The organism is Hyella patelloides LEGE 07179 (assembly GCF_900659865.1).
Taxonomy (GTDB): domain Bacteria; phylum Cyanobacteriota; class Cyanobacteriia; order Cyanobacteriales; family Xenococcaceae; genus Hyella; species Hyella patelloides.
Window position 1 is genome coordinate 24,847 of record NZ_LR213798.1, and the last position, 12,697, is coordinate 37,543.

General features: G+C 35.7%; 8 protein-coding genes. 6 read left to right on the forward strand and 2 right to left on the reverse strand.

Annotation, left to right across the window (positions count from 1 at the left end):
- The first annotated feature begins 158 nt into the window (after positions 1-158).
- From rodA to H1P_RS07620, 3 genes are all read left to right on the forward strand, one after another.
- Positions 159-1,475, forward strand: coding sequence for a rod shape-determining protein RodA (rodA, locus tag H1P_RS07610; RefSeq protein ID WP_144865719.1), 1,317 nt, complete (start codon positions 159-161; stop codon positions 1,473-1,475).
- A gap of 162 nt (positions 1,476-1,637) precedes the next feature.
- On the forward strand, positions 1,638-3,902 hold the full coding sequence (locus H1P_RS07615) for a hypothetical protein (RefSeq protein WP_144865721.1): 2,265 nt from the start codon (positions 1,638-1,640) through the stop codon (positions 3,900-3,902).
- 8 nt (positions 3,903-3,910) lie between these two features.
- Positions 3,911-4,627, forward strand: a complete 717-nt coding sequence (locus H1P_RS07620; protein WP_144865724.1) for an OmpA family protein — start codon at positions 3,911-3,913, stop codon at positions 4,625-4,627.
- Between the two features lie 34 nt (positions 4,628-4,661).
- On the opposite strand, the gene H1P_RS07625 is transcribed toward H1P_RS07620, so the two are convergent.
- Both H1P_RS07625 and H1P_RS07630 read right to left on the reverse strand, forming a co-directional pair.
- Positions 4,662-5,699, reverse strand: a complete 1,038-nt coding sequence (locus H1P_RS07625; RefSeq protein ID WP_144865726.1) for a glycosyltransferase family 2 protein — start codon at positions 5,697-5,699, stop codon at positions 4,662-4,664.
- Positions 5,700-5,770: 71 nt separating this feature from the next.
- Positions 5,771-7,375 (reverse strand): hypothetical protein, encoded by a 1,605-nt coding sequence (locus H1P_RS07630; protein WP_144865728.1) that lies wholly within the window; start codon positions 7,373-7,375, stop codon positions 5,771-5,773.
- Between the two features lie 552 nt (positions 7,376-7,927).
- On the opposite strand from H1P_RS07630, the gene H1P_RS07635 reads away from it, so the two are divergent.
- From H1P_RS07635 to H1P_RS07645, 3 genes are all read left to right on the forward strand, one after another.
- Positions 7,928-9,880: a hypothetical protein gene (locus H1P_RS07635; RefSeq protein WP_144865730.1), complete on the forward strand. Its 1,953-nt coding sequence runs from the start codon at positions 7,928-7,930 to the stop codon at positions 9,878-9,880.
- Between the two features lie 619 nt (positions 9,881-10,499).
- Positions 10,500-11,978: an NAD(P)/FAD-dependent oxidoreductase gene (locus H1P_RS07640; protein ID WP_144865732.1), complete on the forward strand. Its 1,479-nt coding sequence runs from the start codon at positions 10,500-10,502 to the stop codon at positions 11,976-11,978.
- Between the two features lie 20 nt (positions 11,979-11,998).
- Positions 11,999-12,697: glycosyltransferase family 2 protein (locus H1P_RS07645; RefSeq protein ID WP_144865734.1), on the forward strand; the 699-nt coding region annotated here is incomplete at its 3' end.

Here is a 12,697-nt window from a genome sequence, read left to right on the forward strand (position 1 = left end):
CATACAAAATAATATTTACTTCTCAAAAAAACTCGGATGTTAAGCTTATATAATCAGGCTAAATCAAGTGTTTCCCTGTCACTCAACCCTAAATTACACTGATACTGTTCGATCAAACCTGATATAACAAGAGTAACTTAGAGCTATTTTGGTAAACAATGGGTTACAAAAATTCTTCTCCGTTTTCCCTAAATTATTTCAGCAGGTATTTAGTTGGAGTAGTTTTACTGTGGAAACAAGTAGACTGGTTGCTGCTGCTATTAGCGTTTGGTTTAACTGTTTTTGGTGGATTGACTATCTATAGTATTGAGTTAGCAGAAGGCTTAAACCGTAGTTATCAGCATCTTTCTATTGGAGGTATTGGGCTAATAATAGCGATCGCTATTGCTCGTTATAATTATCGTTATTTATTGCAATGGCATTGGTTAGTATACCTTTTAACAAACATCTCTCTCATTGCAGTTATGATAGCGGGGGTAAGTGCTAAAGGGGCGCAACGTTGGATTACAGTAGGAGGCTTTAATGTTCAGCCTTCAGAATTTGCCAAGGTAGGGGTTGTAGTCACTTTGGCTGCTTTATTACATGATAAAGATACTAAAAATTTAGGGACTATAATTCGGACTTTAGCCATTACGGCAATTCCTTGGGGATTAGTTTTTTTACAGCCAGATTTAGGGACTTCTTTAGTCTTTGGTTTCATTGTCTTGATGATGCTTTATTGGTCAAATACTAATCCTGTATGGCTATTATTTCTAGTTTCTCCTCTAGTTTCGGCAATTCTTTACAATTTATCTTTTCCTAGTTGGTTTATCTGGACATTAGTAGTCACGGGAATCGCTTGGTTAAGCCTTCCTGTGAAGATAGTTTCTGCTTTAAGTGCGATCGCTATAAATTGTGGTGCAGTAGAGCTAGGCAACTTATTTTGGAGCTTATTAAAGGATTATCAAAAAGATCGTCTAATTTTATTTTTAGAACCTGAAAAAGACCCCCTAGGGGGCGGATATCATCTTATACAGTCTCGGATTGCTATTGGTTCGGGGGGAATGTGGGGAACTGGTTTATATGAGGGTACACAAACTCAACTTAATTTTATTCCCGAACAACATACAGACTTTATTTTTTCCGCAGTAGGAGAAGAATGGGGATTTGTAGGTTGTTTAGTATTACTAGCGGTTTTTTGGTTAATCTGTTGGCGATTAATTTGGGTTGCAACTAAAGCAACAGATAATTTTGGTTCTTTGTTAGCTATTGGCGTTTTGGGTATTATTTCTTTTCAAGTAATAGTTAATCTCAGTATGACTATCGGACTTGCACCAATTACAGGTATTCCTTTACCATTTATGAGTTATGGTCGTTCTTCTTTATTAAGTAGTTTTATTGGTATTGGTTTGGTGGAGTCTGTAGCTAACCATCGAGAAGTCAAAAGAACCCTTTTTGGAAGGATAAACTCAGGAATTAGGAGTCGTGATGAGTAATAAAGTTGGAACTCTTTAGTGTTTTTCTTTTATTGCGCATTCGCATATAAAACGGTCTTGTTATACTAATTAAAGTAACTCTAGAGTATTTTTAGGTAGAAGTATTTTATACTAACAGGTGATGCATGGATAATCATACTGCCATTATAAAAGCTCCTGAAAATGTCATTTACAAAATTAGTTTCATGGCGATCTCAATTGATGAAAGGGGCTAAGCGATCGCTATTAATCATAACTTTAACAGTCCCTCTTTTGGCTGCTTGTAAAGCTTCCACTACACCGAAAGCAATAGAGCAGTTAGACACTCAACCTCAAGCTAATCATCTCAAAGGAAAAGCAAGTGTTTATATTCAAGGGATAGAAACCGAAGGGGATTTAATCGTTTTAGATTTTGTAGCTATTAATGCTTATGAGCGAAAAATTAAAATTGGAGATCGAAATAATCCTTTAGTTTTAATCGATAGCGATGGAAATGAATATACCACTATTGAAGAAGAGCTTAATTTACAACCGTATACCAGTAATAATTTCCGAATTGCTTTTTCTGGTTCAGAAAAGCCAAAAAATCGCAATTTAACTTTAAAAATTAATTCTCGACGGGACAATATTACATCTCCAAAAATAACGGTGGATAACATTCCTTTAAAGCGAGGTAAACGAGTTGAGTTTGCAACTTATCAACCACGTCAAATTAAGGTTGCCAATACAGTTGTTCATCATCCTAATGGCTCAAATTTTACGGTTCAAGAAATTAGATTTTACAAGCAACAAATAGAAGTTGATTTTGAAGCTGTTAATGGTTTTAAGGAAACAGTTGATTTAGCGGGTTTTAGTAATGATGTACCTTATTTAGAAGACGAACAAGGTCATAAATACAGTTTTGTTCCCAACTTAAATAGTCAATTTACAATTCCTGCTCGACAAACCGTTAGCGGTACTTTACAGTTTGCTGGTCGAGTGCCTGAATCAGTTCAACAACTTAGTCTTTACTTTAATTATCAGCAAGGTAGTGATTATGAACGAACTAATAGACCCAGAATAATCGTTGCTAATTTACCTGGTACGGGTTCAGAAACCACCACTGCAATTAATCAAACTGATAGTGAAACATTAGCAGTTAGCGATTCAAACACCGCATTTGTTCCCATTGAAAAAAGTCTGAATCTTCAAGTTAATCATCCCGATGGTTCGGTAATGAGGATAACTAAAATTGCGGTAACAGATAATTATATTGAAACTGATTTATCGATCGTTAATGGTTATCGTAATGCGGTAACTTTAAATAGCCATAGCAGTCGGGCGATGGTATTGCGAGATAATCTTGGGAATACATACAAGTTAGCTCCACCACCACAAAATCCTCAACTGAGTATTGAAGCGGAAGAAGCTCTCCAAGGAAAGTTCCGTTTTCTGGGAAGGATTGCTCCTAATGCAAAAACCTTAACCCTTGTTGTTAATGAAGGAAATGAAAGCAGAACTAATACTACTCAGCCTTATATGGCGATCGCAAATATTTCGTTAACTGATACAGAAGCCGAAAATATTGCTACTTTACCTACTAATCAGACTCTCGATTTACAGGTTAATCATGCCCATGGCTCGGTAATCAGGCTCAAAGAAATCTCTTTTCAAAATGATAGTATCATTACCAATTTAGGGATCGTTAACGGTCATCGATCGGCAATTCGTCTCAATGTTAGTAGAGATTTACGCCTACGGGATAATTTGGGTAATATCTACAATTTGGCAACTTTACCACAAAACCCCGAAGTCAAGATATCCCCAGGAGAAACACTCAATGGTCAATTTGTTTTTCTCGGTCGCATTTCACCTCAAGCGAGATACCTAACCTTAGTGACCAACGATAAATACGGTTCAGAACAAACTACTTCCACTCAACCGAAAATTGCGATCGCTAATATTCCTGTAACCAGAGAGCAACCCAGTGAAATTTTAGAAACAAATCCCGATCCCAGCAAGACAGTAGAGGTTACAGAAACAAGCGAACCTACTGCAACAGCTAGTAACAAAGCTGATTCTATTCCTTCTAGTCAGAATGTTGAGCAACAGTTTAATCATCCTAATGGTTCAGTATTGCAGCTTAAGGAAGTAACTTTTCAAGATGACAGTATTGTTGCTGATATTAGCGTCACCAATGGTCATGAAAGAGAAATTATCTTAAATCAAAGCAGAGGTTTTCTACTCAGAGACAATCTCGGTAATGTTGATTATTTGGCGACTATTCCCCAGAATCCTACGGTCAAAATTCCCCCAGGTCAAACAATCAACGGGAAGTTTGTCTTTCTCGGTCGTATTTCACCCCAAGCGAGTTCTTTGACCTTAGTCACCAATAATAAGCACGGAAGCGATCGCGATTATACCACTCAACCTAAAATGACCCTTGCTAATATACCTGTTAATCAATAATTATCAAGATGAAAATCTCAAGAGCAATTTTCAGCAGCTTATTTGCTTCTGTACTACTATTAAGTTGCCAACAAAAGCAAGCAGAGGTTTCCGAAACCGACACCACCGAAACTGAACAACTGCAACAGCAAGAAGATTTATATATAGAAACTACTTCTACTAGCTTAAAGCCTTCTCAAATAGAATTGGGTCAAATTATTCAATCGGAAATAGATAGCAATTCTACTGATGTAGGAAATAGTACCCAAGCAGGAACAACATCCCAAGCAGAAAGCCAACAAGTAGCTGTTTCTCAAGCGCAAATACAACAAATCATTTCCGATCTTGATGCTCAACAAACCAATGAAGGATTACAAATTAACCTCCCAGAAAGTATTTTATTCGATTTTGATAAATACGATTTAAGAGCAGATGCTCAACCTACTTTAGAAAAGGTTAGCCAATTGATTAATTATTATCAAGACGCTCCAGTTAATATCGCTGGTCATACAGATAGCAAAGGTAGCGATTCTTACAATCAGCAACTATCAGAAAAACGTGCTAATGCAGTAAAAAATGCTTTAACATCTCAATTTAGCATTGATAGTAGCCGTTTAAAGGCTCAGGGTTTTGGCGAAAGCAAACCAATAACTACTAATACTAAGTCCGATGGTTCAGACGATCCAGCAGGAAGACAGAAAAATCGTCGCGTTGAAGTAGTTGTTAAGAATAAACCTATTTATTAAAAAACTTTACTCTGTTAAAGTTAGTTTCAAACAATTAAGATGTTGCTGAAGATTTTAACGATGTTTTTTCTTGTCCCAAAAGGCGAGCCTTCCAATGTACTACAGTGCCTAACACAAAAGCCAAACCCCCATAAAGGTAATAGAGCCAGTGTAGAGGAATTACTTTCAGAGCAAAGATAAAACCACGTTTGCCATCAAAGAAACGATAAACATCCCAGTTTAGATAAAGTAACAATCCTGACAGTATCAAACCAGGAATAATCGCCAGCAAACTAAACATACTGCCAAACAAACAAAGAACTAAACTATAAGCAGCAACAACACTCAATCGACTACTGTTATCTAAATTGAGATCGTTAATCACTTTCGATTGATCGCTGAGTAAAAGCTTTGTCCAGGGAATACCGCGATCGAAAATATCAGTTTTAAGCAAACCCAATAATTCCCAGGCTTTGTGATGTTTTACTTGTAAATCTTTGGCTAAATAAATTTTGTATCCAGCTTTTTTGAGGCGATAACCCAAGTCAATATCTTCAATGCTGGGGCGAGGATAATTCTCCACATCAAAACCTCCTAGATCGAGAAATACAGTACGTTTGACTACGCCAAAACCCGCCCAAAATGTGGAAGCATCTTCATTACCTTGTTGGTGAACATAGTGATGCATTAAATTTTTATACTGAGCAACAAAATTAACTGCTTGTGGTTCATCATCATAAGAGCCGAATAGAGCATCTATTTCAGGTTGAGATTGGAGAGTTTGTGCCAATTTGGCGATCGCATCTCCTACTACTTCACAATCAGCATCAATAAAGCATAAATATTCTCCTTTTGCTTCTTTTGCTCCCAGATTACGTGCCGATCCTGGTCCTTCCCTACCAGTAGTTTGTAAGATTGTTGCTCCAAACTTACGTGCGATCTCTGCCGAGCGATCGGTAGAGCCATCATCTACTACAATAAATTCCCAATCGGCAAATTCTGTCTGCGCTATTGCTAGCAAACAGCACATAAATGCATAACCACCGTTGTATACAGGAGTAATTACTGAAATTAAAGGGGATTTACTCATCATAATTTTAGTGATACAAATAAATTTCTAGTTATTGCTTATTTTGATTTAATTGAGAACTAAATTAAATGTTTTCAATGTGACAATTCGCTAAATACCCATACTGTTGTAATAACTGCCATGATACAAATTAACCCCCAAACTACAAATAATATTGGTATCAATTGGTACAATGATGAGTTTGGTTTTAACCAAATTTTAAGACGAAACGGTAATATTTCCCAGGTTAGTTTTCGATCGGGAGCAAATCCAGGCGATCGCTCTAAGACTTGGGAAATTTGAGTATCAGATTGAGGATTATAATCGATCAAAGTAAAAATATTACTAATACGTTGGGCAATACGCAATGGAGAGCCAATACCTAATCTTTGTTGAGTTTGCTCCAAACCAGAAGGCAAAATAGTCGAAGCCAATTGAATAAACAAGGCAAACGCAACTACTATTTTAGCGATCCAACTAACAATTAATTTTGATAAATTCGTGCTTTTATTTATTTTTGTTGTAGCACCTCTAATAATTAAAGGTATTAAAGGAATCAAAAATAAATGAACAGAAGTTACATGATATCTAGCACTCCATTCAGGATGTTCTATCCATTCATCAGTCCATGAATAAATATATAAATGCAGCATGAAATTTAGGATACCAGCTATTAAATACCATTTAATATAAGGAGACAAAAACTTCCAGCAGACAAACAAGAGAATTAAGCAGGGTATGAGCAATGAATCGTAAATAAAAACACTTTTTTCGGGAGAAAATAAAGGTGCAAGTAATCCTTTTAGCTCGATTTTTGTGAGCAAACTCATAAAAGAAAAACCCTTAGTTTCTCCTTGCACAATAGAATTTGGTTCGAGCAGCGTATTGGCTCTAGAATAAATTTGTAGATGTAGACCAGTGCTAGTTGCAGTCCAGCTTCCATAACGGTAATAGGTTAAAATCCTCTCCAACACAACAAAAGGAATAAAACCACCCAGCCATAAAAGTACGGATTTTAAACTTTTAAATATTGATTTTGATTGTTGCTTATTTAACTGCTGATAAGTAATACACCCAACTAAAAATACTAAGACACTAACAGCGTGCAAGAGATTGGTAATTCTAATTAAAAATGCAATTCCTAACGCCATCCCGCTTAGCACAGCGAACTGTTTTTTTTCTTTGAGAATATACAGTAAAGCAGTTTGATAACTAACTAAGACAAAAAGTAGTATTTGATTATTTTGTTGATGAATAGTAGAGTAATATAATACGCTAGTACCCAATAACCAAACAATACTAGACAATCCAGCGAGTTTTTCTGGATAATCGAAAAGTATCAGCGATCGAAAACAAGCTAGTACAGCAAGTAAATTTAACGGTACAAAAATTGCAAAACTAACAAAAGCTTCGGTAAATTGTTGACGCTGGTATTCATTACTTGTAATACTTTTACTTAAGTTTGTGCCTAACCAATCTCCTGGAAGCATGAGCATTGATTGACCCAAATCATAGGGAATATAATTTTTTCCATTAACATTAATAACTAATTTATCCCCTGTAATTCCTTCTTCTTTACCAGACCACCAAGCATGAGCCATTTGCATTCTACGCTCAGTGTCTATATGGGTAATGCTCCCAGGATTAAAAAAAATTAGCCACAATAATGTTACTAAAATTACTTTATGCACTACTCGCATAATTATTTAATTTGGTTTATTGTTTTAACAAAGATAATTGCTTTAAAATTGTCATTAATTTTTTTAGTGTAGACAAATGCTAAAATTATCAATTTTAATAATTAAGTTAGTAAAAAATATAAAAATAGTTATTATAGAGGAAAAAATAATGTTACCCACAATACTGTTTATTTGCCCATGATAGAAATAAATTAGATTGTCAAAACTAAATTGATTAACTAAGTGGTGCTAACTAAAGTCAATGGTTAAAGTAATAAGTCAAAAACACAGACCTGAAGAAGTCAAGATTCAAAAGGCTTTTGAAAGATAGGGAATTTTTATGTAATTTTGTTTAACCATGTTAGTTTAATTATATGTTTAACATATTATCTGATGTATTTATAGAGGTTGGTCAGTTTGCAATAAATACTCGACTTTGGTTCTGTCTCGATCTATTGTGGTGTATTATTGTAAAAAATATATGTTACTCAAAAGTAACCAATGATAATACATGACTGTGCGATACTTACATAATGTTTGATTGTCTACTTTAGCTGTATTACGGGTTTTTTAGTGACTTTACTATTATTTATTACGGAAATTTTTTTATTCTGTTGTGGGGGAATGGTTTTTGCTTATAATCCTCAACGCGCAATAGCAGAATCTTTATCATTAGGAATATTCCTATCTTTCGTTTTAATATCGTTAATTTTTCAAACTGCCTTTCTCCTAGAAATTCCTAATTTGGCAATTTTACTCGAAGCTATCTTAGTATTACTGACAGTTAAGTATCTTCTAGACCATCGTTTAGTATTAATCAAAGCTGTTAAATCAATTGGAAAATTTATAAAAGCTCATAAAATCATAGCGGGAATTGTAATTGTCTGCTGGGTATACCTATTTTTCTTAGTTGCGATAATTCCTCCTAGTAACTGGGATAGTATGACATACAATTTGAGTAGAGTTTTCTTATTTCAACAAGAAAAATCCTTATTCTTAGAAAATGTTACAAATATACGTCAAGGTATGTTGGTCATGGGAGCCGATATACTTAATCATGGATTCTTGAGATTGAACCAAGATTATGGAGTCGGCATTTTTAGCTGGTTAGCCTATATTAGTGTTTGCTTGGGTACTTATGGTTTATCTCGTAACTTCGCCTCAAAAAAAGTCAGCATTGCTACAGCTTTAATTATTACTAGTCTTACTGAATTTTGTTTTCAAGCAACATCAACTAAGAATGATATCTTTACAGCAGCTTCAGCTATTTTTTGCTTTATTGTAGCGGATCGCTTGCTGGCCCAACCTAATGTCAAAAATGTTGCTTTACTATTATTAGGTTTAGCCTATGGATTTTCTGCCAAAACGACATTTGTTGCTTTTATGGGTCCTTTCGGTCTAGGTTTTTTAGCACTCGCTTTATGGAAAATAGGCTGGAAAAAGCTTTATCAAATTATTGCTCACAATTGGCTCTATTTCTTGATTTTAACGGCTCCGATCCTCATTATTTCTCAATCTTGGCTGTTTATGCATAATACTGTCACTGCTCAAGATCCCACTGGCGGCGCAACTATTAGAATTGTTCGCCAATCTAATAACATGATTTACGATGTAATTGGAGGAGTTGGTAATCTGGTCAGATACTTTTTTCAGTCTATTCATCTGTTTCCTCTAGATTATATAGCTCGGGGTAGATTAAATTTTGATTTGGCCGAATATTTCACTAATATTTATAATCAAATTTTTCAGCCAATTTTTAGGGCTCATGGTATGGGATATGTTGGTAGCAAACCTTATATGTTTCAACTGAAATCGCTTCCTCATGAAGATTTTTCTTGGTACGGACCATTTGCTGTAACGATAATTTTACCTGCTATTTTCTGGAGTTTAATTAGAGGTAACTATTGGTTAAAAGTTCAAAGCCTATCTCTGCTAGGATTTATGTTTATTGTTAGCTTCAAATTAGTTTGGACTCCTTGGACTAATCGTTATGTTGTTTTGTTTTTTGCTGCTTCTGGAGCTTGTGTTGCTTTTATGCTTCAGCAAATACCCAGCAAATATCAATCTAAAATTTTGAACGGCATTATTGCAATTTCTCTATTCTTACTAATATCTGCTTCTGTATTGAATGTCAGTAAACCTCTTGGTGGCTTATCTATTACAGAATTTTTCAAACCCAATATTTGGAGTAGAACAGAGTTAGGAGGCGATCGCCTTTACTATGCGAGAAAGCGTTACAAAGACGATCGTGTCGAAAAATTCCGAGATTTAGTAACACCAGGTTCAAAAGTAGCATTGCTAGCAAACGAGAAAACTTGGATTTATCACTTTTATCTTGTGAATCCTCAAGTTGCAATTGTGCCAACTTCTTTAACTGAATTCAAAAATAATTCTCAGGTTTATGACTATCTTTTATGTCTGAATACTGAGTGTAATCTTAACGACATAGGAACTACTCACAAATTATTGTGGAAAAGCTCGACTGAATCAGCCAGACAAGGAAAGTTAATCAAGTTAAAAACTTGATTAACTTTTCTCGTAGTTTATAGCAATTTATTGTATAGTAGGCTACGAAAAAATCTTTAAATGTAAATCTTGTTGTTATTTTTGACCATAATAGAAATCATTTATAAAAATTATATGAAGTAACTAGTTCTGTCTTTACACAGTCTTTATTAACAGTTTATAATTATCGAGAACAAAATAACAATTCTCCTAAAATTACATAACTAAAAATGCTGAACTTGTTTTTTGAGAACTCAAAAAACAATTGTTTCTTGTAATTATTTTAGTTACAGTAGTTATTTTCACTGAGTTTTTTAGTATCTTCTCGCATTTTTACCTTACGGCAAGTACCATAACTGAAAGCTATATCTAAATTCTAGTTTGATTGAAGTCAAAAAATATTATGTAGAGGTCGATTTTTCATTAATAGCAGCGAAAAATGTGGTGCATTTAGCCTAAATACCCAAGATAATATTTTGGGCTTACTAAATCATACTACTATTGTGGTCTAACCAGTCGTCATATTTGCCTGGGATAGATCTTGCCAAGTATTGCGATTTCGTATGAGCATCGGCATAATCGATATTGTCTCTACCTCAAAAACCGATAAATACAGTAGAACGTTCAAAAAAAAATTATTATGAGTACTAACTCCACAATCGTTATTGGTGGCGGTCCAGCAGGTTTAACTGCTGCCTATGAACTAAACAAGCACGGGAAAAAGTCCGTCGTGTTCGAGAAGGCAGACCGAGTTGGAGGTATATCTCGAACCGAAACATATAAAGGTTATCGCTTTGACATTGGTGGTCATCGTTTCTTCACTAAAGTTGGTGAAGTAGAACAGCTTTGGCAAGAGGTGATGGGAGATGAATTTATTAAAGTTCCCCGACTATCCAGAATATATTACAAGAATAAATTTTTTAGCTATCCTTTAGAACCTTACAATGCTCTATCCAATTTGGGTTTAATCAATAGTACTCTTATCATGTGGAGCTACTTTAAAGCTAAAGTCCAACCCAATCCTGTAGAAGAAAACTTTGAGCAATGGGTTTCTAATCGTTTTGGCAAACGTTTATACGAAACATTTTTTAAAACCTACACTGAAAAAGTTTGGGGTATACCCTGCACAGAGATTCGCGCAGACTGGGCAGCACAGAGGATTAAAGGGCTGTCTTTAAAAAAAGCTATTGTCAACGCCTTATTCGGTAGCAACGATACCAAAACCTTAATTAAAGAATTCAACTACCCCGAACTCGGCCCAGGACAGATGTGGGAACGTGTTCAACAAATATTAGATGGTGATGGTTCTCCCGTACACTTAAATACTGAGGTGATTGGACTAGAACACAGTGACAATCGCATTCGTAATATTACCATCAGTCAGCAAGGAAGAGTCGAAAAAGTTACAGGAGATGATTTTGTTTCCAGTATGCCTGTATCTTTGCTTTTGAAAAAGCTCAATCCTGCCCCTCCAGAAGAAGTATTAGAAGCTGCTCGAGGGCTTAAATACAGAGATTTTTTGATTGTTTCTTTGATTGTTGACAAAGCAGAATTATTCCCCGATAACTGGATCTATATCCATAGTCCCGAATTTCAAGTTGGTCGCATCCAAAACTTCAAAAATTGGAGTGCTGCGATGGTTCCCGACTCTAGTAAAACCTGCTTGGGTATGGAATATTTTTGTAGCGAAGGAGATAAACTTTGGGAAAAATCAAACCCAGAATTGATCGAGTTGGCTTCTCAAGAAATTGCCAAACTAGGTTTGGGTGTCAAACTGGAAGATGTCGAAGATGGCTGTGTAATTCGTCAATACAAAGCATATCCTGTCTATGATGGCGAATACCGTCAACATCTCAAAGTAATTGAAAAATATCTCAAAACCTTCAAGAACTTACAAACTGTTGGGCGTAACGGTATGCACCGTTACAATAACCAGGATCACTCCATGTTAACTGCTCTTCTGGCAGCGAAAAATATTTTGGGCGAAAACCATGACCTCTGGAATGTTAATGTCGAACGTTCTTACCATGAAAACTTTACCAACGAAGAGTGGTCGCAACTCAAACAACAGTCTACCAAGGATGATAATGATACTAAGTCCCTATCTTCTGTCGTTTAAGTTTATTGGAGTCAGAAAACATGGAAAAATCCGATTATCCATTTATTTCGGTAATTATTCCTGTTTTTAATGATCGAGAACCATTGAAATTGTGTCTAGCTGCTCTAGCACAACAAAGCTACCCATCTTCACAGCATGAAGTGATTGTAGTAGACAATGGCTCAGATCATTTGGAGCAGATCGAAGCAATCGTAAATTCTTTTAAGGAAGTAATTCTGGCAAAGGAATCAACCCCTGGTTCTTATGCTGCTCGGAATAAAGGCCTTTCTTTAGCCAAAGGAGAAATTATTGCTTTTACTGATGCTGATTGTATTCCCGCACCAGATTGGCTAGAAGCAGGAGTACAAACTCTCACCAACACTCCTAACTGTGGCTTAGTTGCTGGTCAAATACAGCTATTCTTCCGCAATCCCAAACAACCCACTATGGTAGAGATTTATGAAAGCGTGAGAGCTTTGCCTCAACAAGAATTTGTCGCCAAACATCACTATGGTGCCACAGCCAATGTCTTTACCACCCAAGAAGTTATTAAACAGGTTGGTGGATTTGATGCTCAACTAAAGTCCAGTGGAGATGTGGAATGGGGACAAAGAGTTTATAAAAAAGGTTATCAGCAAGTTTATGCTGAATCGGTTGTCGTACACCATCCAACCAGAGCATCCTGGAAAGAATTCTGTAATCGTACGCGACGTTTAGCTGGTGGTCACTACGATTTGCAA

Coding starts and splice junctions, on each gene's coding strand:
- rodA (WP_144865719.1), top strand. CDS start 159: ATGGGTTACAAAAATTCTTCTCCGTTTTCCCTAAATTATTTCAGCAGG.
- H1P_RS07615 (WP_144865721.1), top strand. CDS start 1,638: ATGTCATTTACAAAATTAGTTTCATGGCGATCTCAATTGATGAAAGGG.
- H1P_RS07620 (WP_144865724.1), top strand. CDS start 3,911: ATGAAAATCTCAAGAGCAATTTTCAGCAGCTTATTTGCTTCTGTACTA.
- H1P_RS07625 (WP_144865726.1), bottom strand. CDS start 5,699: ATGATGAGTAAATCCCCTTTAATTTCAGTAATTACTCCTGTATACAAC.
- H1P_RS07630 (WP_144865728.1), bottom strand. CDS start 7,375: ATGCGAGTAGTGCATAAAGTAATTTTAGTAACATTATTGTGGCTAATT.
- H1P_RS07640 (WP_144865732.1), top strand. CDS start 10,500: ATGAGTACTAACTCCACAATCGTTATTGGTGGCGGTCCAGCAGGTTTA.